Here is a 22,741-nt window from a genome sequence, read left to right as displayed (position 1 = left end):
CCTCCCGGCGGGAAGACGGTCACCGTGCCCAGCACCCCCTCCCCCGCACGCCGCTCCGTGAGCCGGCGCGCCTTCGGCGGTCTCGCCGCCGGGACCGCCGCCACCGCGGGCCTCGCGGCGTGCGGGGGCGGGTCGGGCTCCGGCGACGGCCCGGCGCAGCTGCGCTTCACCTGGTGGGGCTCGGACGCCCGGCACGGCTACACGCAGCAGATCATCGACGCCTTCAACGAGGAGCACCCGGACATCCAGGTCACCGGCGAGTTCGCCGAGTGGTCCGGGTACTGGGACCGGCTGGCCACGACGGTCGCCGCCAACGACGCGCCCGACATCATGCAGATGGACGCCATCTACCTGCGCTCCTACGCCGACCGCGGCGCCCTGCTGGACCTGTCGACGCTCGGCGACCTGGACACCTCGGGCATCGACGCCGAGGCGCTGAACACCGGTGACACCGGCGAAGGGCTGTTCGGCCTCGTCACCGGCCTGAACGCCCTCACGATCATCACCAACCCGCGGCTGCTGGAGGAGACCGGGCAGGCCCTGCCCGACGACTCCTCCTGGACGTGGGACGACTACGTCGCCGCCGGGGCGGCCGTCTCCGGCGCCGGGGTGCCCGACGTGTACGGCATCTCCACCGGCGGCATGGACGAGATCACCCTGCAGTCGTGGGCCCGCCAGCGCGGGGAGGCCCTGTACTCCCCCGACGGCGAGGTCGTCCTGCCCACCGACCTGCTCGTGGACTGGTGGGAGCACTGGCTCGGCGCCCTGGACGCCGGCGCGGCCGTCCCCGTCACCCTCGCCGTCGAGGAGGCCACCGCCTCGCTGGACCAGAACGGCATGGCGCTCGGGCGCACCGCCATGGCCCCCTTCTGGAACACCCAGCTGACCGCGCTGGCGAAGCTGAGCGGCGACCCGCTGACGCTGCTGCGCCCGCCGCGCCAGGACCCGGCCGGCTCCACCGGCCTGTACTACAAGCCGTCGATGTTCTGGTCCGCCTCGGCGCGCACCCGCCACCCCGAGGCGTGCGCGGTCTTCCTCGACCACCTGGTGAACTCCACGGACGTCGCGGACCTCATGCTCACCGAGCGCGGCGTCCCCGCCAACAGCGCGGTCCGCGAGCACATCACGCCCCAGCTGGACGAGACCGACACCCAGGTCGTGCAGTACATCGACGACGTCGCCGGCGTCGTCGAGGAGACCCCGCCGTCCGCCCCGGCCGGCGCCTCCGGCATCGAGGAGATCGTCCGCCGCTACGGCACCGACGTCCTCTTCCGCCGCCAGGAGCCCGCCGCCGCGGCGCAGGCGCTCGTCGACGAGCTCACCGCCAGCGTCCAGTCCGCCTGACCCCAGCCCGAGCAGCACCCGAGCACCACCCGACCGGTCGACGACGACACAGGGAGGACACCGTGCGCGACGCACGAGAGCAGCACCAGCAGCAGCGCCCCACCGGCCCGTCCCGGCGCGCGGTCGGCCTCGGCGCCCTCGGCGCCGCGGCCACCACCGGCCTGGCCGCCTGCGGGCAGGGCGGCGGGTCCGGGGACGGCCCCGTCCGCCTGCGCTTCACGTGGTGGGGCTCCGACACCCGCCACCAGTACACGCAGGAGATCATCGACGCGTTCAACGCGGAGAACCCCGACGTCGTCGTCGAGCCGGAGTTCACGGAGTGGTCCGGCTACTGGGACCGCCTGGCGACCACCGTCGCCGCCAACGACGCCCCGGACGTCATGCAGATGGACGCGGCCTACCTGCGCTCCTACGCCGACCGCGGCGCCCTGCTCGACCTGTCGCAGGAGGAGTCCCTGGACACCGGCGACATCGAGGAGTCCGACCTCGCGCTCGGCGAGAGCGAGGGCGGGCTGTACGGGATCGTGCAGGGCGTCGTGCCGCTGGCCGTCGTCACCAACGCCGACCTGCTGGAGCAGGCGGGCGTCCCGCTGCCCGACGACACCGCGTGGACGTGGGAGGAGTACGCCGCCGCGGGCCAGGCCGTCACGCAGGCGGGCCTGCCGAACGTGTACGGCATCCAGACCGAGGGCGTGCAGGGCCCGCCGATGGAGAACTGGGCCCGCCAGCGCGGGGAGTCCCTGTTCACCGACAGCGGTGACGTCGGCCTGTCCCCCGACACCCTGGCCGAGTTCTGGGAGTACCAGCTGCAGCTCGCCGAGTCCGGCGCCGGCACCCCCGTCACGCTCACCATCGAGCGCAACTCCGCCACGGCGTCCCTGGAGCAGTCCGGCACCGCCACCAACACGGTCGCCTTCGCCCCCTGGTGGTCCACCCAGCTCACGGCCCTCACCAACGCCTCCGGGCAGCGGCTGGTCCTGCTGCGCCCGCCCGCCCAGACCCCCGGCGGGAACCCCGGCCTGTACTACAAGGCGTCGATGTACTGGTCGGTGTCGGCGCGCAGCCGCAACCCCGAGGCCGCCGTCCGGTTCGTCAACTACCTGGCGACGTCCGACACCGCCGCCGACCTCATGCTCACCGAGCGCGGCATCCCCGCCAGCGCCCGCATCCGCGAGCGCATCACCCCGAACCTCGCCGAGACCGACCAGGCCGCCGTCGCCTACGTCGAGTCGATCGCGGACGTCGTCGAGGAGGCGCCGCCCATCCCGCCCGCCGGCGGCAACTCCTCCGGGGAGATCCTCACGCGGATCGGCGCCGACGTGCTGTTCGAGCGCCAGGAGCCCGCCGCCGCCGCGCAGGCGTACGTCGACGAGCTGCAGGGCCAGATCGACTCCGCCTGACGAGCCCTCCCGACCACCCCTCCCCCGCCGGAACCTCACCCCAGGAGACACCGTGACCTCGTCGCCGACGCCGAGCTCGCCCCGCCCCCTCGCCCGTCCCCTCACCCGCCGCGCGTTCGGGGCCGGTGTCGCCGGCACCGCGGCCGTCGCGGGCCTGGCCGCCTGCGGCGGCGACTCCGGCGGCGCCGCGGCCGGCGGGGGCGGCGGGGACCTGCGCTTCACCTGGTGGGGCTCCGACGCCCGCCACGCCCTCACCGAGCGGGCCTACCAGGCGTTCATGGAGGAGAACCCCGACACCACGATCCGGGGCGAGTACACCGAGTGGTCGGGGTACTGGGACCGCCTGGCGACCACCGTCGCCGCCAACGACGCCCCCGACGTCATCCAGATGGACGTCCTGCAGCTGCGCTCCTACGCCGACCGCGGCGCCCTGCTCGACCTGGAGGGCACCAGCATCGACACCGGTGGCATCCCCGCGGACACGCTGGACACCGGCCGCACCGAGGAGGGCCTGTTCGCCGTCCCGGTCGGCATCAACTCCCACGTCATCGTCGCCAACCCGGCGCTGTTCGAGGCCGCCGGCGTCCCGCTGCCCGACGACACGACCTGGACGTGGCAGGACGCCCTGGACATCTCCAACCAGGTCTCCGCGGCCACCGAGCCGAACGTCCAGGGCCTGCAGACGATGGGCCTGGACGAGGCCAGCCTGCAGCTGTGGGTCTCCCAGCTCGGCGGGCAGTTCTACGAGGGCAGCGAGGTCACCCTCGACCCGGAGCACGTCGCCTCCTGGTGGGAGTACAACCTCGACGCCGTCGCGTCCGGCGCCGCCGCGGGCGCCAGCCTCGCCGTCGAGCGCCAGGCCGCCGGCCTCAGCCAGTCCGGCACCGCCACCGGCACGGCCGCGATGGCCGTGTGGTGGGCCAACCAGGTCACGGCGCTGTCCTCGGCCGCCGGGCAGGAGATGGTGCTGCTGCGCCCGCCGGTCCAGGAGCCCGGCGGCACCCCCGGTGTCTTCTACAAGGCGTCGATGTTCTGGTCGATCTCCTCGCGCAGCCGGAACCCCGAGGCGGCCGCGACGTTCGTCGACTGGCTGCTGAACTCCCCCACCGCGGCGGAGATCCTGCTGGTCGAGCGCGGCATCCCCGCCGACCCCGAGCGCCGCGAGCAGGTCGTCCCGCTGCTGGAGCCCACGGACGCGCAGTCCGTGGAGTACGTGGAGTCCCTGGAGGGCTCCACCTCCCCGGCGCCGCCGGCCGCCCCGCCGGGCGCCAGCACCGTGCAGGACCTGGTCACCCGCTACGGCTCCGAGGTCCTCTTCGGCAACCAGGAACCGCGCGCGGCCGCCGACGCGATGGTGCAGGAGCTCACGAACAACGTGGCCTCGGCGTGAGCGCGCCGGGCAGGACGGACGGAGCCGGACGAGTGGACGGGGACGAGCGGATGAGCGGCACGAGCGGCACGAGCGGCACGAGCGGCACGAGGCACCCCTCCCGGCGGGCGGTCGGCCTGGGCGCCGCCGCCGCGGGGGCCGCGGCGCTGACCGCCTGCGGGTCGGGCGGGTCCGGCGGTTCCTCCGGCCCGGCGGAGCTGCGCTTCACCTGGTGGGGCTCGGACACCCGGCACCGGGCGACGCAGGAGGTCATCGACGCCTTCAACGCCGAGAACCCCGACATCCGCGTCAAGGGCGAGTACACCGAGTGGTCCGGGTACTGGGACAAGCTGGCCACCACCGTCGCCGCCAACGACGCCCCCGACGTCATCCAGATGGACGTCATCCAGCTGCGCTCCTACGCCGACCGCGGCGCCCTGCTGGACCTGTCGCAGGTCGACGGCATCGACACCAGCCTCATCGACCCCCAGGACCTGGCCACCGGCCAGACCGACGAGGGGCTGTTCGGCCTGGTCAACGGGATCGTCCCGCACGCGGTCATCGCCAACCCCGAGCTGATCGCCGCCGCGGGGCAGGAGCTGCCCGACGACCTGGCGTGGACGTGGGACGACTACGAGCGCCTCGGGGCGGCCATCACCCAGGCCGGACCGCCCGGCACCTACGGCCTGTCCGCCGGGGGCCTGGACGAGCCGGGGCTGGCGCTGTGGGGCCAGCAGCTGGGCAACGACTTCTACGACAGCTCCGGCACGGTGACCCTCGACCCGGAGGTCGTCGCCTCCTGGTGGGAGTACCACCTGCGCACCATCGAGAGCGGGGCCGCGACCCCCGCCTCGCTCGCGGTGGAGAGCCAGACCCTCGGCCTGGACCAGTCCGGCATGGCCACCGGCACCATCGGGATGCAGGGCATCTGGGCGACGCAGGTCACCGCGTTCACCAACGCCCACGGGTCACCGCTGGCCCTGCTGCGCCCGCCGCGCCAGAACGCCGGCGGGGACAGCGGCCTGTTCTACAAGGCCGCCATGTACTGGTCGATCTCCTCCCGGACCCGCTACCCCGAGGCCGCCGCCCGGTTCGTCGACTACCTGGAGAACTCCACGACCGCCGGGGACATCATGCTCACCGAGCGCGGCATCCCCGCCAACCCCGAGATCCGCGAGCGGATCGTCCCGAAGCTGTCCGAGACCGACGCGCTCGCCGTGAGCTACGTCGACTCCCTGCGCGACGTCGTCGGCCCCATGCCGACGAGCGCGCCCAAGGGCGCCAGCGCCGTGCAGGCCACCGTCCTGCGCTACGGCACCGACGTCCTCTTCGGCCGGCAGGAACCGGCAGCCGCGGCGCAGGGCCTCGTGGACGAGCTCACCGCGTCCGTCGAGTCCGCCTGACCGCGGGCACGACCAGCACGACCCAGACCCGCACCACCGGAGGAGAGCACTCGTGCCAGCACCGACCAGCCCGCGCCACGTCGTCGTCGTCGGCACCGGCGGCATCGCCGCCGCGCACGCCCGCGGGCTGCGGGCCCTCGGGGACCGCGTGCGGATCGTCGCCGCCGTCGACGTCGACCCCGGCCGGGTCGCGGCGTTCGCGCAGGAGTGGGACGTGCCGCGCACGGCGGGCGACCTCGCCGAGGTGCTCGCCGACGAGCGGGTCGACGTCGTGCACATCTGCACCCCGCCGTCGGCGCACGTGCCCGTGGCCGAGCAGGCCCTCGCGGCCGGGGCGCACGTCGTGGTGGAGAAGCCCGTCGCGCTGTCGCTGGCCGAGACCGACCGGCTGCTGGCCGCCGAGGCCCGCAGCACCGGCTCGGTGGCCGTCGTGTCCCAGCACCGCTTCGGCTCCGGCGTGCAGCGGCTGACCTCGATCGTCGCCGACGGCTCGCTCGGGCGGCCGCTGGTGGCCACCTGCCTGACCCAGTGGTACCGGCCCGACGCCTACTTCGAGGTGCCGTGGCGCGGCACGTTCGACGTCGAGGGCGGCGGGCCGACCATGGGCCACGGCATCCACCAGATGGACGTCCTGCTGTCCGTCCTCGGCCCGTGGGAGGAGGTCAGCGCCATGGCCTCGCGCGGCGCGCGGCCCACGGAGACGGAGGAGGTCTCGGCGGCCACCGTGCGCTTCGCCGGCGGCGCGCTCGCCTCGGTGGTGAACTCGGTGGTCTCCCCGCGCGAGACGACGATCCTGCGCTTCGACCTCGAGCACGCCTCCGTGGAGGTGCACCACCTGTACGGCTACGGCGACGACGACTTCACCGTGACCCCGGCGCCCGGCCACGAGGAGGCGGCGCAGGAGGCCTGGGCGCGCGAGCCGCGCGGGGTGCGCAGCAGCCACGAGGCGCAGTTCCGCGCCGTGCACGACGCCCTGGACGCCGGCACCACCCCGCCGGTCGCCCTCGCCGACGCGCGCGCCACCCTGGAGCTCGTCGCGGCGATCTACCGCTCGGCGTTCACCGGGCGCCTCGTGCGCCGCGGCGAGATCGGCCCCGACGACCCGTTCGCCGTCCGCATGGACGGCACGGGCGCACCGTGGGCGCGCGTGCCCGAGGGGGCGGGCGCCTGAGCACCGCGTACGTCGGCAGCCTCACGACGCCCCAGCGGGGCGGCAGCGGCACCGGCCTGACCGTCCACCGCGTGCGCGACGACGACCCGGGCGCGGAGTGGGAACTGCTGCAGACCGTCCCGGAGACGAACCCGTCCTGGTTGGTGCCGTCCGCCGACGGCACCCGCCTGCACGCGGTCCACGCCGACGGCACGAGCGCCACCACCTACGCCGTCGAGGCCGGCACCGGACTGCTGGAGCGGCTGGGCACCGCCGCGTGCGGGGGCCGCAACCCCGCGCACGCGGCCCTCGTGGGCGGGTACCTGCTGACGGCGGAGTACGCCACCGGCACGGTCTCCGCGCTGCCCGTGCGCGCCGACGGGACGCTCGGCGACGCCGAGCACGTCCTGGCGCTGCCCGGCGAGCCGGGGCCGCACCCCGTCGAGCAGGCCTCCTCCCACCCGCACCAGGTGCTGCCGGTGTCCGAGAGCACGGCGTGGGTGTGCGACAAGGGACTGGACCGGCTGTTCCTGCTGCGCGTCGGCGACGGCGGGCTGGAGGTGCGGCAGGTCGTCGAGTCGCTGCCGGGGTCCGGTCCCCGCCACGCCACCGCCCACCCGCGGCTGCCGCGGCTCTACGTGGCCGACGAGCTGTCCAGCTCGGTGACGGTCCTCGACACCTCCGGCGAGGTGCCCGTGCGCGTGCAGGTGCTGCCCACCCTGCCCGCCGGGGCCGACCCGGCCGGGAACACGCCCGCCGCCGTCGTCGTCGCGCGCGGCGGCGGCAGCGTGCACGTCACCAACCGCGGCCACGACAGCGTGGCCTCCTTCGCCGTGGACCCCGCCAGCGGCGACCTGCGGCCCGTGCGGGTCAGCCGCGGCGGTGCGGTCCCGCGGTTCGCCGCGGCCGGTCCGCGCGGGGACACCCTGCTCGTCGCGCACGAGCGCGGTCACGACGTCGTCGAGGTCGACGTCGACGGGGCGGGCCGGCTGGGTGCGGCGCGCGTGCGCGCCCGGACCCCCAGCCCCGTCTGCGTCGTCCTCCTGCCCTGACGCCCGGACGGCCCCGGACAGCGCGACGCGCGCGCCCCCGGCCTGGCCGGGGGTCGCGCGCGTCGGGGCCGGGTCGTGCGGGTCAGTGACCGCGCGGCAGCTCGACGGTCTCGGGACGCTCGTCGTCGCCCTCGACCTCCTTGGCGAGCAGGCCGGAGCCGATCGCCCAGAGAGCGGCACCGACGATGCCGACGAAGACGCCGATGGCCGGCTCGATGGCGTCACCGCGCTCCAGCCCGCCCATCGGGTTCAGGGCGAAGGCGATGCACTGGATCGTGGCGGCCAGGCCGACGGCCATCGACACCAGGGTCAGGCCGCGGTGCTGGCCGCGGCGGGCGCGGCCGCGGGCGTAGAGCATCGCCAGGAGCAGGCCGAGGCCCAGGTAGGCGATGAAGGGGACGAGGGAGTCGGTCTCGTAGCCGACGCGCCCCGCGTCGGAGCCCTCGAAGCGGATCCAGGTCATCAGGGGCGCCACGTTGAAGACGACGATGCCCAGCGCAGCGACGCCCAGGCCGGCGCCGGAGGCGCGGCGGTCGTCCACGGTGGCGCGGCCGGCGGTGCGGTCGGTGGCTGCGGTGCGGCCGGAGGAGCCGGCGGTGGCGTGCTGGTCAGGGGTGCTCATGTGTGCGTTCCTCACGCTCGGTGGTACCCGTCGTGACGACGGGTGGTGCAGTGACGACGGCACGCAGCCGCGCGCAGCGCGGGTGCCGTCGAACCTCGGGTCCAGGAGGTGGCAGCCGGGGCGGACTTCGTCCACGGGGTGGGACGCGTCTCGCGCCGCGGCCTGCTCGGAACGGCCCGTCTGTTCCAGGCCGTGGCTACAGCAGACCACGGGTGGCGGGCTCCCGCGACCTGGAACCCCGGGAGTGGCAGGGTGTCCCCCACCGGCGTCCGCCGGTGGCCCCGGCCGGGTGGGAGGGCACCGTCGTGGACGTCGACGCACGAGTGGGGGTCGCGCACGCCTTCGTCGACCTGGCCGACAGCCTCGCCGCCGGCTACGACGCCTACGACCTCCTCCAGCGGCTCGTCGAGCACTGCGCGCGGCTGCTGGACGTCTCGGCCGTGGGCCTGCTGCTGGCCGACGCGCAGGGCCGGCTGCAGGTGGCCGCCTCCTCCAGCGAGGAGGTCCACCTGCTGGAGCTGTTCCAGCTGCAGACCGGAGGCGGTCCCTGCGTGGAGAGCTGCGCCACCGGCGCGGTGGTGCGGGCCGGCACCGACGAGGAGCAGCGGCGGCGCTGGCCCGCCTTCGCCGGCGCCATGCACGCGCACGGCTTCCACGGGGTGGCGGCGCTGCCCCTGCGGCTGCGGGAGCAGTCGCTGGGGACGCTCGGGCTGTTCACCGAGCGCCCGCACGCCCCCGGCGACGCCGACGTGGCCGTCGCCCAGGGCCTGGCCGACGTCACCTCCATCGCCCTGCTGCAGGCGCGCGCCGTGGGCGACGCGCAGCGGGTCACGCGGCAGCTGCAGACGGCGCTGGACTCGCGGGTCCTCGTGGAGCAGGCCAAGGGCATCGTGGCCACGCAGCGCGGCACGGGTGTGCGGGAGGCGTTCGCGCTGCTGCGGACCCACGCGCGCAACCACCACGTCCCGCTGTCCGCGCTGGCCGGGGACGTCGTCGCCGGGCGTCTCCACGGCCGGGAGTTGCGCACGACGCCGACCCCCGCGGCGCGCCGGGACGGGTCTTGACGCGGGCCGGCGGTCCTCGTGGCGTCCGCTGAGCGCGTGCAGGCCGGGCTGGGTGCCGCGGTCGCGGAGGCGGGGGGCGGTCTGGCGGCCGCCGACCGGCTGTGCGTGGCGTGCGTGGACCTCCTGGAGGTCGACGGCGCGGCCATCTCCCTCGTCCACCGGGGCAGCACCCGCGGCACGTTCGGGTCCAGCGGCCCGCTCAGCCGGCGCCTGGACGCCCTGCAGTTCGTGTACGGGGAAGGCCCGTGCCTGGACGCCGTGGCCCAGCGGCAGCCCGTCCTCGTCGGCGACCTCGCCGCGGAGGAGGACCGCTGGCCCGCCTTCACGGGCGCGGTCCTGGAGGCCGGGGTGCGAGCGGTGTTCGCGCTCCCGGTGGTCCTCGCCAGCGACCACGTCGGCGCGCTGGACATGTTCCGGCACGAGGCCGGCCCCCTGGACGCCGGTGCCCTGCACGGCGCGCTGCTGGCGGCGCACCTCGCGGCGCTGCCCGTCCTCGACCTCGTCGGGGAGCTCGCGGACCGCTCGGCCACGGGCATCGAGGAGCACGCGCAGGTCGACCCCTGGAACGAGCTGGACGGCCTGGAGCGGGTGGAGATCTACCAGGCGACGGGAGTGCTGATCGCCCAGCTCGGCGTCGGTCCCACCGAGGCGCTGGTCCGCCTGCGCGCCCGCGCCTTCACCACCGCGCAGACGGCCAGCGAGGTGGCGTGGGAGCTGCTCGACGGGCGGCTCGCCGCCCGGCCGGACGGGTCGTGGGACGCGCAGGGCGCGCCGGGCACCGGGCCGGGTGGGACGTCGTGAGGGGCGAGGAGCGGGAGGACGCCGTCACCGAGTCGTTCGTGGCGCTGGCCACCAGCCTCGCGCTGGGCGCGGACGTCGTCGACCTCGTCACGCGCCTCACGGCCGACTGCGCCCGCCTGCTGGACGTGGGGTCGGCGGGGTTGCTGCTCGGCGACGAGCGCGGCGCCCTGCACGTCATGGCCGCCTCCTCCCAGCGGGCCCGGGACCTGGAGGTGCTGCAGGTCCAGCGGCGCGAGGGTCCCTGCCGCGACTGCTGGACGAGCGGCCGCCCCGTCCACGTCCCCGACCTGCGCGAGGAGGCCGGGCGCTGGCCGGTCTTCGCGGCGGCGGCCGCCGAGACCGGCGTGGTGTCGGTCCACGCGCTGCCCATGCGGTTGCGCACCTGGACGCTGGGGGCGCTCGGCCTGTTCGGCACCCGCCCCGGCCCCCTGGAACCCGCGGACCTGCGCCTGGGCCAGGCCCTCGCGGACGTGGCCAGCGTCGCGCTCGTGCAGGACGACGCGAAGGCCGACCCGGCGACGGTCACCGTCCACCTGCAGGCCGCGCTCAACGCGCGCGTCCTCGTCGAGCAGGCCAAGGGCGTGGTGGCGCACGCCGCCGGCACGACCGTCGAGGACGCCTCCGCCCGCCTCAGCGCCCACGCCGGGGCGACGGGTGCGCGGCTCAGCGACGTCGCGCGGGAGGTCGTGCACCTGCGGCTGCCCGTCGGCGCCCTGCCCCCGGCGCCGGCGCGCGGGCAGGAGCGGGCCGGCGGCTGAGCCGCGCCCGGGTCCTCGACCACGCGCAGCTCCTGCGCCGTCCCGGTCCCCTCCACGGACACCGTCGTCGCCCGCGCGCGGCGCGGGCCGACGACCGAGCCGACGACGACGGGGGGTCAGCCGCGGAACTGGGCGGCCAGCGGGCAGTTCCGCGCCCGGCGCGCGCCGAGGCCGACGTCGTTGAGGTACCGCACGACCGCGAGGTAGGCGCCCGGGAAGGACGTCTCGGTGTAGGCGATGCCGTGCTCGGCGCAGAAGGCGCGCACGACGGGCTGCACCCGCTTGAGGTTGGGCCGCGGCATGCTCGGGAACAGGTGGTGCTCCACCTGGCGGTTCAGGCCACCCATCGCGAAGTCGACCCACCAGCCGCCGCGGACGTTGCGCGAGGCCAGCACCTGGCGGTGCAGGAAGTCCATGCGCGTCCCGCGCTCCGCGACCGGCATGCCGGTGTGGTTCGGGGCGAACGCGCCGCCGAGGAAGACCCCGAAGCAGGCGAGGGCGACGGCGACGAAGGCCAGGGCCTTACCGGGCGACAGGACGACCAGCAGCAGGCCGGCGAGCAGCACCCAGTGCGCGACGATGAGCGCCAGGTCGGCCCCGCGGCCGCGCGGACCGCGGCGGCGCAGCACGGCGGTCCAGCTGTCGACGTGCAGGTTGAAGCCCTCCAGCAGCAGCAGCGGGAAGAACCAGAAGCCCTGGTGGCGCAGCAGCCAGGTGTGCAGGCGCGACGGCTTGCGCGCCGCGGCCTCGTGGAAGGCGAGCACCTTCGACTCGATGTCGGTGTCGGCACCCACCTGGTTCGGCTTGGCGTGGTGGGCGTCGTGCTTGCCGCGCCACCAGCCGATGCTGAGGCCGGCGACGAGCGAGGCCAGGACGCGGGAGGTCACGTCGTTGGCGCGGTCGGACGCGAAGACCTGCCGGTGCGCGGCGTCGTGGCCGAGGAAGGCGACCTGGGTGGTCACCAGCGCGAGGGCCGGCGCGAGGGTCAGCGCCCACCACGAGTCCCCGACGAGGACCAGGCCCGCGACCACGAGCGCCAGAGCGGTGCCCGTGAGGGCCATCCGCACGGCGTAGTAGGCCCGGCGGCGCTCGAGCAGGCCGCTCGCGCGGACCTGCTGCGAGAGGGCCACGTAGGCGGCGACCGCGCGGCGGGCCGGTCGGGCCGGTGCCGTGGTGGTGGTGCCGCCCGCGGCGGCTGCTGAGGTGGTCACGGGTCCTCCAGGAACGCATCGGTCTGCGACGCGCCACCGGGTCCGGGGCAACACATCTCCGTCAGCCCCACAGGACCACGCGCGGACGGTGCCCGCAAGCGGGGAGGGGATCCGCGGTCCGGGCCGAGCCCGGCCGCCGCGGGTCGTGCGCTCAGGACCGGTCGAAGGGCGAGCGCGCCAGCGGCCACCAGTCCGGGCCGGCGCCGCCCAGCGCGGTCACCAGCGCGGCGACCGCGACGAGACCCAGGACGGCCAGCGCCGCAGCGGTCTCCCGCTCACCGCGCAGCGTCCCGCGCACCGCCGCCCGGGCCCCCCGCTGCAGGGAGCGGCTGCCCGGCCCCCACCAGGCCGTCAGCAGGCCGGCGAGGCCGCCGAGGGCCAGCAGCAGTGGCTGGTCCGGGGCGCTGGCGGAGACGGTGCCGCCGATGAAGGCGACGCTGACGGCCACGAGCAGCGGGACGACCGAGGCCAGCGCCGTCGACAGCGCCGCGCGCAGCACCAGCCACGGCGAGCTCAGCCCCACCGCCCAGGCGTCGCTGGCGCGCGGACCGGCCTCCCAGCGACGGCGGAACAACCGGGCCGCGGCCCGGTCGACCGTGCGGGCGAGCGTGCCGAGCGCGAACGCCGTGATCGCCCCGGCCGTGGGGGCCACGGCGACGACGCCCAGCAGGGCCAGCAGCCCGACGAGGAGGGTCCACGTGCGCTGCGGGCGGGCCGGCTGGCCGTTCGTGCCCAGCGGCGGCCCGGCGGGCCGGGCGGGGACGCCGGGCGGCACGTGCGCGGCCGGCCCGGTCGGCGGGCCGTGCGGGGCGGGGGCGCGGGCGGGGTCCGGCCCCGGCACCCGCGGGATCCAGCCGGGTGGTGCCTGTCGAGCCTGCTGCGCCGGCTGCGGGCGCTGCCCCCACCGGCCCGGCGGGGCCGGTGCCGGGCCCGGGACGGCGCGGGTGGGCCCCGTACCGCGCACGGGCGGCAGCACGGCGGTGTGGTCGGCGGCGTGGTCGGCGGCGTGGTCGGTGGCGTGGTCGGTGGCGTGGCCGGCCGCGTGAGCGGGCGGGACGACCGGGTGCTGCTGCGTCGCCGCCTCCCCCGGGTCCCCGATGATCGAGTGGAAGCGCGAGCGCGGGGGCTCGGGGCGCGCCTCGGGGAACGGCGGCGGCACCGGGGCGGGGTCGACGACCACGGTGGGCGGCCCCGCCGGGCGGGCACCGGCCGCGCTCGCCCCGCCCGCCCCGCTGGTGGCGCCGTCCAGCGCCGCAAGCAGGTCGTCGGGGGCCGGACGGTGGGCCGGGTTGACCGCGAGCGCCGAGCCCACGGCGTCGCGCAGGTGGGCGGGCACCCCGGTCAGGTCCACGTCGGCGCGGCGCACGCGGTCCAGCACCACCTCCATCGGCCCGCGGCCGAAGGGCGGGCGCCCGCTGGCCGCGTACGCGACGGTCGCCGCCCAGCCCCACCAGTCGGTGGCGGGCGAGACGAGACCGCCCGCGACGACCTCCGGGGACAGGTAGCCGGGGGTGCCCATCACCAGGCCGGTGGAGGTCAGGCGCACGTCGTCGGCGACGTGCGCGATGCCGAAGTCGATGACGACGGGCAGGCCGTCCAGCAGCAGGACGTTGCCGGGCTTGAGGTCGCGGTGGACGACGCCGGCGGCGTGGATGGCGCGCAGCGCCTCCGCCAGCCCGTGCCCGAGGTCGCGCAGCGCCGTCCCGCGCAGCGGCCCGCGGGCCTCCACGACGGCGTCCAGCGGCTTGCCGGGCACGTACCGGGTGACCAGGTGCGGGAAGGGGCCGTCGACGTCGGCGGTGAGGACCTCGGCCACGCGCGGGGAGCGGACCCGCTCCAGGGTGGCGACCTCGCGCGCCAGGCGGCGGCGGGCCGAGGGGTCGGCGGCGATGTGCGGGCGCAGCACCTTCAGCGCGACGGCGCGGTGCTCGGCGTCCAGGGCCAGCCACACCACGCCCATGCCGCCCTCGCCCACGACGTGGTCGAGGCGGTAGGCGCCCAGCCGCGAGCCCGGCTCGAGCGGGTGGCCGGCGGCGCGGGCGCCCCAGCCGGCGGTCCCCTCCTGCGGGTGGCCGTCCCCGCCGGGCGCGGCGCCGTCCCGCGGGACCGCGCGCGTGGGCGCGGTGTCCGGCGACCGCGGGTAGGGGGTGACCACGACCACCACGGTACGGCAGCGGGCCGCCGGCGCCCCGGCGCTCGGCGCCCCGGCCCGGCGGTGGGCGCGCGGCCCGCGGCGGCCCTCACGAGGGGTGGGCGGTGGGCACGCCCGGTAGGGTCGCCGGCGAGCTACCCCGAGGAGGACTCCCCGATGGCCGGCGACTACGACCTGGTGGTGGTGGCCAACCGCCTCCCCGTGGACCGCGTGGAGGAACCGGACGGCTCGACGTCCTGGCGGCGCAGCCCCGGCGGCCTGGTGACCGCCCTGGAACCGGTGATGCAGCGCGAGGACGGCGCCTGGGTGGGCTGGGCGGGCACCCCCGGCGACGCCCCGGAGCCCTTCGACGCGGAGGGCGTGCGCTGCGTGCCGATCGGCCTGTCCGAGCAGGAGGTCGAGGACTACTACGAGGGCTTCTCCAACGGCACGCTGTGGCCGCTGTACCACGACGTGATCGTCGCGCCCGGCTACCACCGCAGCTGGTGGGAGGCGTACGTGCGGGTCAACGAGCGGTTCGCGCAGGCGGCCGCCGACCAGGCCTCCGAGGGCGCGACGGTGTGGGTGCAGGACTACCAGCTGCAGCTCGTGCCGCGGATGCTGCGGCGCCTGCGCCCCGACCTGGCGATCGGCTTCTTCAACCACATCCCGTTCCCGCCGTTCGAGATCTTCGCGCAGCTGCCGTGGCGCAAGGCGATCGTGGAGGGCCTGCTGGGCGCCGACCTCGTCGGGTTCCAGCGCGCCGCCGACGCCGGGAACTTCGCCCGCGCCTGCCGGCGCACCAGCAACCTGCCGGCGCGCGCGGGCCGGGTGCGGCTGGACGCCGAGGGCGGCCGGGAGGTGCGGGCGGCGTCCTTCCCCATCTCCATCGACTTCGCCGCCCTCGACGAGCTGGCCCAGCGCGAGGACGTGCGGGCCCGCGCGGCGGAGATCCGCCGCGACCTGGGCAACCCCGAGCACGTGCTGCTGGGCGTGGACCGGCTCGACTACACCAAGGGGATCCTGCACCGGCTCAAGGCGTTCGAGGAGCTGCTGGACGACCGGCGCATCGACGTCGCCGAGGCCTCGCTGGTGCAGGTGGCGACCCCCAGCCGGGAGCGCGTGGAGCAGTACCAGCAGTTGCGCCAGGACGTCGAGGTCACCGTCGGGCGCATCAACGGCACGCACGGCACGATCGCGAACACGGCGGTGCACTACCTGCACCACTCCTACGGCCGCGAGGAGATGGCGGCGCTGTTCCTGGCCGCCGACGTCATGCTCGTCACGGCGCTGCGCGACGGGATGAACCTCGTCGCCAAGGAGTACGTGGCCTCCCGCCACGACGAGCGCGGGGTGCTGGTGCTCTCGGAGTTCACGGGCGCGGCCGACGAGCTCGGGCAGGCGCTCATGGTGAACCCGCACGACATCACCGGGCTCAAGGACACGATCGTCAAGGCGCTGCGGATGTCGCCGCGCGAGGCGGGCCGGCGGATGCGCTCGCTGCGCCGGCGGGTGGCCGACCACGACGTGCAGCGGTGGGCGGCCTCGTTCCTCGACGCGCTGGCCGAGCACGTGCCCGGCGACCGGACGGCCAAGGCCGCGGAGATCGCGCGCAGCGCGGAGGAGGCGACGGAGTGAGCGACGTGAGCGGCGTGAGCGCCCCCGTGGCGGTCCCCGGCCTGGAGGCCTTCGCGGCGCGCGGGCGGGTGCTCGTCGCGCTCGACTTCGACGGCGTGCTCGCCCCGATCGTCGACGACCCGGACGCGGCGCGCGCGACCCCGGAGGCCGCCGAGGCGCTGCGGCGCCTCGTGGACCCCGGCCGCACCGACGTCGCCCTCGTCTCCGGCCGCGACATCGACGACCTGGCCGCGCGCGCGCAGCCGCCCGCCGGGGTGGTGCTCGTGGGCGGGCACGGCACGCAGAGCTCCCTGGAGGGCGGCGCGGCGGCCCTGTCGCCGCAGGAGGCGGCCCTGCTGGAGCGCCTGGTCGACCGGGTCGAGTCGATCGCGGCGACGCACCCGGGGGTGCGGGTGGAGCGCAAGCCGATGTCGGTGGTCCTGCACACCCGCACCGCCGAGCGCCCCGTCGCGCAGGAGGCGGCGGAGGCGGCGCTGGCCGGGCCGGCGGCCCTGCCGGGCGCGCACGCGCTGCGCGGCAAGGAGGTCGTCGAGATCGGCGCGGTGCCGCTGGGCAAGGGCGGCGGGCTGCGGCGGCTGCGCGAGCGCCTGTCCGGCGACGGCGCGCCCGTCGAGGCGGTCTTCTTCGCCGGCGACGACGTCACCGACGAGGACGCCTTCGCGGTGCTGGACCCGGCGGCCGGGGACCTCGGCGTGAAGGTGGGCGAGGGCCAGACGGCCGCCCGCGCGCGGGTGGCCGACCCGCACGCCGTCGCGGCGCTGCTCGCGGCGCTGGCCGACCTGCGCGGCTGACCCCCCGGGGGGCCGGGAGGGCGGTCCGTCAGGCCCGCGCGGCGGCGGCCCGCCGGCGCCGCGCCCAGGACCGCCCGACGGGGTCGGCCCAGCGCGCCAGCAGCGGGCCCAGGACCGCCAGCAGCAGGACGTAGGCGGCGGCCAGGGCGCCCAGCCGCGGGTCCACCCCGCCCGCGGTGGCCAGCCCGGCGATGACGATGGAGAACTCCCCGCGCGGCACCAGCGCCGCGCCCGCCCGCACGCGCCCGGGCACCGCCACCCCGGCGCGCGCCGCGGCGACCCACCCGGTGACGAGCTTGGTGGCGATCCCGACGACCACGAGGGCGACCGCCGGCACCAGCACGGGCGGCAGCGCCGCCGGGTCCGTCGTCAGGCCGAAGGAGACGAAGAAGACGGCCGCGAACAGGTCCCGCAGCGGTTCCAGGGAGCGGCGGGCGTCCTCGTCGAGGTCGTCGGACAGGCTGATGCCCAGCAGGAACGCCCCCACGGCCGCCGAGACGTGCAGCGCCTCGGCGACCCCGGCGACGAGCAGGGCCAGGCCGAGGACCCGCAGCAGCGTCACCTCGCTGGACCCGCCGGAGACGAACCGCGACACGGTCGAGCCCCAGCGCAGCGCGACGACGAACGCGGCGACCAGGCACGCCAGGGCGACGAGGACCGAGCGGGTGGCCTGCCAGGCGCTGGAGGCGGCCAGGACGGCCGTCAGCACCGGCAGGTAGACGGCCATCTGCAGGTCCTCCAGCACGAGGACCCCCAGCACGCTCGGGGTCTCCCGGTTCCCCAGCCGGCCGAGGTCGGACAGGACCTTGGCGACGATCCCCGAGGAGCTGATGGCGGTGACGCCGAACATGGCCAGCGCGCCGACGGGGCCGAAGCCGAGCAGCAGGGCGAACGCCGCGCCGGGCAGGCCGTTGAGCAGGAGGTCCAGCAGGCCGACGGGCGCCTGCCGGCGCAGGTTCCCCAGCAGGTCGCCGGCGGTGTACTCCAGCCCCAGCAGCAGCAGGAGCATGACGACGCCGACCTCCGCGGCCGCGTCCAGGAACTCCTCGGGCGCCTCCAGCGGGAAGATCCCGCCGACGCCGAACGCCAGGCCGGCCAGCAGGTACAGCGGCACGGGCGAGACGCCCACCCGCCCGGCGACCCGCCCCAGGAGCCCGAGCCCGAGGATCACCGCCCCGAGCTCGACGAGCAGCGCCGCCGTGTGCACGCCCGGCTCAGCCGTGCGCGAGCAGCTCGGCCGTGGCCCGCACGCCCTCGGCGGTGCCCACGACGACGACCTTGTCCCCCACCTCGAACACGTGCGAGGGCCGCGGGGAGGGCACGACCTCCCCGGCGCGCACGACGGCCACCACGGAGGCGCCCGTGCGGGTGCGCACGGCGGCGTCGCCCAGCGACCGGCCCGCGTAGGGCGAGCCCGCCTCGATGTAGACCCCCTCGGTGGCCAGGCCCTCGACCTGCTCGCGCAGGCGCGCCAGCCGCTCCACGACGCGCGGCTGCCCCAGCAGCTCGGCCAGCACCTCGGCCTCGTCGGCCTCCAGGTCGATCACCGCCTGGCAGGCGTCCGGGTCGTCCTCGCTGTACAGCAGCAGCTCGCGCTCGCCGCCGCGCTGGGACACCACACCCACGCGGCGCCCCCGCGAGGTCGTGAAGTCGTGGCGCAGGCCGACGCCCGGCAGCTTGGTCTCCTCCAGGTCCACGGGACCAGTCTGGCCCCGCGACCGGGTGCGCGCGGCGCCGCCCGCCGCTCGTGTGGACTGGGTCACAACCCTGGACGCAAGCGCTTTCCTGGTGCACCATCGCTGCACCGCGACGCCGCGACCGCACGGCGAGGGCGCCGCGGGGTCGGAGTCGCGGGCGACTCCCGGGCCGTCGGCCCGAGGCGCTCCCGTCCCGGCACAACCGAAGAGCGCCCGGGAGCAGCACGCGACCGGGTCCATCCACGACGGATCGTCCGGCACGTACCTGCCGGTGGAGAGGACGCACACGACATGGCTACGGTCACGTTCGACAAGGCCACGCGCATCTACCCGGGCGGCGAGAAGCCGGCCGTCGACGCCCTGGACCTGCACATCGAGGACGGCGAGTTCCTCGTGCTGGTCGGGCCCTCCGGCTGCGGCAAGTCCACCTCCCTGCGCATGCTCGCGGGTCTCGAGGACGTCAACGGCGGGCGCATCCTCATCGGTGACCGCGACGTCACGACGGTCCCGCCGAAGGACCGCGACATCGCGATGGTCTTCCAGAACTACGCGCTGTACCCGCACATGACGGTCGCCGACAACATGGGCTTCGCCCTGAAGATCGCCGGCACCCCCAAGGACGAGATCAAGCGCCGCGTGCAGGAGGCGGCCAAGATCCTCGACCTCGAGCAGTACCTGACCCGCAAGCCGAAGGCCCTCTCCGGCGGCCAGCGCCAGCGCGTCGCCATGGGCCGCGCCATCGTCCGGCAGCCGCAGGTCTTCCTCATGGACGAGCCGCTGTCGAACCTCGACGCCAAGCTGCGCGTGCAGACCCGCACCCAGATCGCGTCCCTGCAGCGCCGCCTGGGCGTCACCACCGTCTACGTCACCCACGACCAGGTCGAGGCCATGACGATGGGCGACCGCGTGGCGGTCCTCAAGGACGGTCTGCTGCAGCAGGTCGACACCCCGCGCCGCATGTACGACCACCCGAACAACGTGTTCGTCGCCGGTTTCATCGGCTCCCCCGCCATGAACCTGCTGACCCTGGACACCGTCGACGGCGGCGTGCAGTTCGGCGACAACGTCCACCCGGTCGAGCGCTCCGCCCTCGCCGCCTCCGGCGAGAAGATGACGCTGGGCGTGCGCCCGGAGGACCTGGAGCTGTCGCCCACGGGCCTGCCGGTGCAGGTCGACGTCGTCGAGGAGCTCGGCGCCGACGCCTACATCTACGGCACGCTGGCCCAGGCCGGCCGCGACGCGCACCAGATCATCGCGCGCGTCGACGGCCGCCGTCCCCCGGAGAAGGGCTCGACGGTGCACTTCACGGCCAAGCAGGGCCACGTGCACCTGTTCGACCACAACACCGGCCAGCGCATCGAGGCGACCGCCTGACGCGCTCGCTCCCACGCGGCAGGGCCGTCACCCCGCGGGGTGGCGGCCCTGCCGCGCGCTGGACCCCCGATCCGCCGCCCCGCCTGGGAGGATGAGCGCGTGAGCACGCCGACCACGACCCCCGGCACGACCGCGCCCGGCACCGCAGCGTCCCGGACGGCGGCCGCGCAGTCCCTGCAGATCACCGCGGCCCGCCCCTACCCCGAGCTGCTGGACCTGCCGTGGGAGGTGCCGCTGGAGGAGTGGCCCGAGAAGCACCTCGCGGCCCTGCCGCGCGGCATCAGCCGGCACGTCGTGCGCTTCGTGAAGATCGGCAACCGGGTCATCGCCGTCAAGGAGACCAACGCGGAGATCGCCCACCGCGAGTACCGCATGCTGCGCCTGCTCAACCGGCTCGAGGTGCCCTCGGTCTCCCCCGTCGCCGTCATCACCGGCCGCGCCGACCGCGACGGCGAGCCCCTGAACTCGGTGCTCATCACCCGGCACCTGCAGTACTCCCTGCCCTACCGGGCCCTCTACAGCCAGACGCTGCGCCCCGACACCGCCAAGCGCGCCGTCGATGCCCTCGCCGTGCTGCTCGTGCGCCTGCACCTGACCGGTTTCTACTGGGGCGACGTGTCGCTGTCGAACACGCTGTTCCGCCGCGACGCCGGCGCCTTCGCCGCCTACCTCGTGGACGCCGAGACCGGGGAGCTGTACGACGAGCTGTCCACCGGCCAGCGCGAGTACGACCTCGACGTGGCGCGCACCAACATCGCCGGCGAGCTCATGGACGTCGTCGCCAGCGGCGCGCTGGAGGTCGACATGGACGACGTCATCGCCATCTCCGACCGCATCATCTCCCGCTACCGCGCCCTGTGGTCGGAGCTGACCGAGCCGGAGTCCTTCGAGCGCGGGGAGCGCTGGCGCGTCGAGGCGCGCATCCGGCGCCTGAACGACCTCGGCTTCGACGTCGGCGAGCTGGCCATCACCACCGACATCGACGGCACCTCCGTGCGCATCGAGCCCAAGGTCGTCGACGCCGGCCACCACTCCCGCCGCCTGCTGCGCCTGACCGGCCTGGACGCGGAGGAGAACCAGGCCCGCCGCCTGCTCAACGACCTCGACTCCTACATGGCCGCCGCCGACCGGCAGAACGAGGACGAGGAGATCGTCGCCCACGACTGGATGGCCGAGGTCTTCGAGCCCGTGCAGCGGGCCGTGCCCCGCGAGCTGCGCGGCAAGCTGGAGGGCCCCGAGCTGTTCCACGAGGTGCTGGAGCACCGCTGGTACCTGTCCGAGCGCGCCGGGCGCGACGTCGGCCTCGACGAGGCCGTGCACTCCTACGTCGAGGCCGTCCTGCCGGGCAAGCCCGACGAGCGCGCCGTGCTCGGCGTCGACACCCAGGCCATCCGCGTCGTCGCGGACGACTGACCCGCTCCCGAGGAGAACCCTTGACCGACCAGACCAAGCCCCGCGTCGCGCTGACCGGCGCCGCGGGCAAGCTGGGCAGCGTCGTGCTGCGCGACCTGCTCGACCACGGGTGGTCGGTGCTCGCGCTCGACCAGGTCCGGCCCGGCACGCTGCGGCCCGGCGACGACGCGCAGTTCGCGCGCGTCGACCTCACCGACCACGGGCAGGTGGTCGAGGCGATCGCCGGGCGCACCGACGAGCGGCCCGGCCCGTTCGACGGCGTCGTGCACCTGGCGGCGATCCCCGCCCCCGGGCTGACGAGCAACTCCGCGACGTTCCGCAACAACTCCGCCGCCACCTGGAACGTCTTCGACGCCGCCCGCGCCGCGGGGGTGCGGAACGTGGTGTGGGCCTCCAGCGAGACGCTGCTCGGCCTGCCCTTCGACAGCGCTCCCCCGCCGTACGCGCCGCTGGACGAGGAGTACCGGGTCCGCCCGGAGTCCACGTACTCCCTCGTCAAGGCGCTCGAGGAGGAGATGGCCCACCACTTCTGCCGGTGGCAGCCGGAGCTGACGATGACGGGTCTGCGCTTCTCCAACGTCATGCACGTGGAGGACTACGCGGCCTTCCCCTCCTTCGACGCCGACCCGCACCTGCGCAAGTGGAACCTGTGGGGCTACATCGACGCCCGCGACGGCGCGCAGGCCGTGCGGCGCTCGCTGCAGCGCACCGGCCCCGGCGCGGAGGTGTTCGTCATCGCCAACGCCGACACCGTCATGAGCCGCTCCTCGGCGGAGCTGATGGCGCAGGTGTACCCGGACGTCGAGGTGCGCCGCGAGCTCGGCGAGCACGAGACCCTGCTGAGCATCGACAAGGCCCGCCGGCTGCTCGGCTACGAGCCGCAGCACAGCTGGCGCGACCACGTCTGAGGACGGCGCCCACCGCGACGGGGCCCCCACCGCTCAGGCGGAGGGGGCCCCGTCCCCGTCCCGCCCCTCGTCCACACCGTCCGAGCCGTCCATCTCGCGGGCCATCGCCGTCGCCGCGAACCGGCAGCACGGGTCCAGGACCTCCAGCAGGCGGCGCGCCGCCCGGTCCAGCTGCTCGATGTCGACGTCCTCCAGCGGGTCGAACACCAGCTCCCGCACGCGCTCCACGTGCCCGGGGGCCGTGGCGACGACCTTGTCCCAGCCGGCGTCGGTGAGCACGGCGACCTGCCCGCGACCGTCCTCGCGGCTGCGCTCGCGGCGCACGTAGCCGTCGCGCTCCAGGCGCGCCACGACGTGCGACATCCGCGAGGGGCTGGCGTTGGAGCGGGCGCCCAGCTCGCTCATCCGCAGCCGCCGGTCCGGCTCCTCCGACAGCATCGCCAGCGTCAGGTACGCCGTCATCGTCAGGTCCGCGTCGCGCTGCAGCTGCGCGTCCAGCGCCGCCGGCAGCAGCTCGATGAGCGCGCTGACGCGCAGCCACACCCGCCGCTCCTCCGCGGACAGCCAGCGGGGCTCACCCACCCCGCACCCCCTCGTCGATCGGAACCGCCCGGA

Annotated in this window: 20 protein-coding genes; 14 read left to right on the top strand and 6 right to left on the bottom strand. The window is 75.8% G+C overall.

Annotated elements, in window-relative coordinates; translation table 11 throughout:
• Positions 1–24: 24 nt before the first annotated feature.
• The 6 genes from ACRYMY_RS09215 to ACRYMY_RS09190 all read left to right on the top strand — a co-directional run bounded on the left by ACRYMY_RS09215 (position 25) and on the right by ACRYMY_RS09190 (position 7,718).
• Entirely contained in the window at positions 25–1,344 is a 1,320-nt protein-coding gene (locus ACRYMY_RS09215) for an ABC transporter substrate-binding protein (protein ID WP_432546964.1), read from the top strand.
• A 62-nt stretch (positions 1,345–1,406) separates the two neighbouring features.
• Positions 1,407–2,744, top strand: a complete 1,338-nt coding sequence (locus ACRYMY_RS09210; protein ID WP_432546963.1) for an ABC transporter substrate-binding protein — start codon at positions 1,407–1,409, stop codon at positions 2,742–2,744.
• Between the two features lie 52 nt (positions 2,745–2,796).
• Positions 2,797–4,134, top strand: a complete 1,338-nt coding sequence (locus ACRYMY_RS09205) for an ABC transporter substrate-binding protein (RefSeq protein ID WP_432546962.1) — start codon at positions 2,797–2,799, stop codon at positions 4,132–4,134.
• 50 nt (positions 4,135–4,184) lie between these two features.
• Positions 4,185–5,516 (top strand): ABC transporter substrate-binding protein, encoded by a 1,332-nt coding sequence (locus ACRYMY_RS09200; protein ID WP_432546961.1) that lies wholly within the window; start codon positions 4,185–4,187, stop codon positions 5,514–5,516.
• Positions 5,517–5,568: 52 nt separating this feature from the next.
• The gene (locus tag ACRYMY_RS09195) at positions 5,569–6,687 is read left to right on the top strand and encodes a Gfo/Idh/MocA family protein (RefSeq protein WP_432546960.1); all 1,119 of its coding nucleotides are present in this window, start codon (positions 5,569–5,571) and stop codon (positions 6,685–6,687) included.
• Positions 6,654–7,718: a lactonase family protein gene (locus ACRYMY_RS09190; protein WP_432546959.1), complete on the top strand. Its 1,065-nt coding sequence runs from the start codon at positions 6,654–6,656 to the stop codon at positions 7,716–7,718. Before ACRYMY_RS09195 ends, ACRYMY_RS09190 begins: the two co-directional genes overlap by 34 nt.
• An 82-nt stretch (positions 7,719–7,800) precedes the next feature.
• Here the strand turns inward: ACRYMY_RS09190 and ACRYMY_RS09185 are convergent, their stop codons facing one another.
• On the bottom strand, positions 7,801–8,340 hold the full coding sequence (locus ACRYMY_RS09185; protein ID WP_432546958.1) for a hypothetical protein: 540 nt from the start codon (positions 8,338–8,340) through the stop codon (positions 7,801–7,803).
• Positions 8,341–8,645: 305 nt separating this feature from the next.
• Here ACRYMY_RS09185 and ACRYMY_RS09180 point away from each other — a divergent pair, with 305 nt between their 5' ends.
• The 3 genes from ACRYMY_RS09180 to ACRYMY_RS09170 are packed head-to-tail and all read left to right on the top strand — an operon-like array spanning position 8,646 to position 10,963.
• Positions 8,646–9,404, top strand: coding sequence for a GAF and ANTAR domain-containing protein (locus tag ACRYMY_RS09180; RefSeq protein ID WP_432546957.1), 759 nt, complete (start codon positions 8,646–8,648; stop codon positions 9,402–9,404).
• A 36-nt stretch (positions 9,405–9,440) separates the two neighbouring features.
• A complete protein-coding gene (locus ACRYMY_RS09175) occupies positions 9,441–10,205 on the top strand; it encodes a GAF and ANTAR domain-containing protein (RefSeq protein WP_432546956.1) in 765 nt (254 codons plus the stop codon).
• A complete protein-coding gene (locus ACRYMY_RS09170; RefSeq protein ID WP_432546955.1) occupies positions 10,202–10,963 on the top strand; it encodes a GAF and ANTAR domain-containing protein in 762 nt (253 codons plus the stop codon). The genes ACRYMY_RS09175 and ACRYMY_RS09170 overlap by 4 nt, the downstream gene beginning before the upstream one ends.
• Before the next feature lie 116 nt (positions 10,964–11,079).
• On the opposite strand, the gene ACRYMY_RS09165 is transcribed toward ACRYMY_RS09170, so the two are convergent.
• Together ACRYMY_RS09165 and ACRYMY_RS09160 are read right to left on the bottom strand one after the other, a co-directional pair.
• On the bottom strand, positions 11,080–12,174 hold the full coding sequence (locus tag ACRYMY_RS09165) for an acyl-CoA desaturase (RefSeq protein ID WP_432546954.1): 1,095 nt from the start codon (positions 12,172–12,174) through the stop codon (positions 11,080–11,082).
• A gap of 151 nt (positions 12,175–12,325) precedes the next feature.
• Positions 12,326–14,329, bottom strand: coding sequence for a serine/threonine-protein kinase (locus ACRYMY_RS09160; protein WP_432546953.1), 2,004 nt, complete (start codon positions 14,327–14,329; stop codon positions 12,326–12,328).
• Positions 14,330–14,482: 153 nt separating this feature from the next.
• Here ACRYMY_RS09160 and ACRYMY_RS09155 point away from each other — a divergent pair, with 153 nt between their 5' ends.
• Both ACRYMY_RS09155 and otsB read left to right on the top strand, forming a co-directional pair.
• Positions 14,483–15,943 (top strand): alpha,alpha-trehalose-phosphate synthase (UDP-forming), encoded by a 1,461-nt coding sequence (locus tag ACRYMY_RS09155; RefSeq protein WP_432546952.1) that lies wholly within the window; start codon positions 14,483–14,485, stop codon positions 15,941–15,943.
• Positions 15,940–16,734, top strand: coding sequence for a trehalose-phosphatase (gene otsB / locus ACRYMY_RS09150; protein ID WP_432546951.1), 795 nt, complete (start codon positions 15,940–15,942; stop codon positions 16,732–16,734). The genes ACRYMY_RS09155 and otsB overlap by 4 nt, the downstream gene beginning before the upstream one ends.
• A 28-nt stretch (positions 16,735–16,762) precedes the next feature.
• Here otsB and ACRYMY_RS09145 read toward each other — a convergent pair whose 3' ends face one another.
• Complete coding sequence (locus tag ACRYMY_RS09145; RefSeq protein ID WP_432546950.1) at positions 16,763–17,941, bottom strand: cation:proton antiporter; 1,179 nt, start codon at positions 17,939–17,941, stop codon at positions 16,763–16,765.
• A gap of 7 nt (positions 17,942–17,948) precedes the next feature.
• Positions 17,949–18,431: a cation:proton antiporter regulatory subunit gene (locus ACRYMY_RS09140; RefSeq protein WP_432546949.1), complete on the bottom strand. Its 483-nt coding sequence runs from the start codon at positions 18,429–18,431 to the stop codon at positions 17,949–17,951.
• A 291-nt stretch (positions 18,432–18,722) separates the two neighbouring features.
• On the opposite strand from ACRYMY_RS09140, the gene ACRYMY_RS09135 reads away from it, so the two are divergent.
• From ACRYMY_RS09135 to ACRYMY_RS09125, 3 genes are all read left to right on the top strand, one after another.
• Positions 18,723–19,805: an ABC transporter ATP-binding protein gene (locus tag ACRYMY_RS09135; protein WP_432546948.1), complete on the top strand. Its 1,083-nt coding sequence runs from the start codon at positions 18,723–18,725 to the stop codon at positions 19,803–19,805.
• 99 nt (positions 19,806–19,904) lie between these two features.
• Positions 19,905–21,218, top strand: coding sequence for a DUF4032 domain-containing protein (locus ACRYMY_RS09130; RefSeq protein WP_432546947.1), 1,314 nt, complete (start codon positions 19,905–19,907; stop codon positions 21,216–21,218).
• A 20-nt stretch (positions 21,219–21,238) separates the two neighbouring features.
• On the top strand, positions 21,239–22,126 hold the full coding sequence (locus ACRYMY_RS09125) for an NAD-dependent epimerase/dehydratase family protein (RefSeq protein ID WP_432546946.1): 888 nt from the start codon (positions 21,239–21,241) through the stop codon (positions 22,124–22,126).
• Between the two features lie 33 nt (positions 22,127–22,159).
• Here ACRYMY_RS09125 and ACRYMY_RS09120 read toward each other — a convergent pair whose 3' ends face one another.
• Complete coding sequence (locus ACRYMY_RS09120; protein ID WP_432546945.1) at positions 22,160–22,708, bottom strand: MarR family winged helix-turn-helix transcriptional regulator; 549 nt, start codon at positions 22,706–22,708, stop codon at positions 22,160–22,162.
• Between the last annotated feature and the right edge of the window lie 33 nt (positions 22,709–22,741).

The sequence above is a fragment of the Kineococcus haloalkalitolerans genome (genome assembly GCF_050871905.1).
Taxonomy (GTDB): Bacteria; Actinomycetota; Actinomycetes; order Actinomycetales; family Kineococcaceae; genus Kineococcus.
This window is presented reverse-complemented; position numbering and strand designations above follow the sequence as displayed.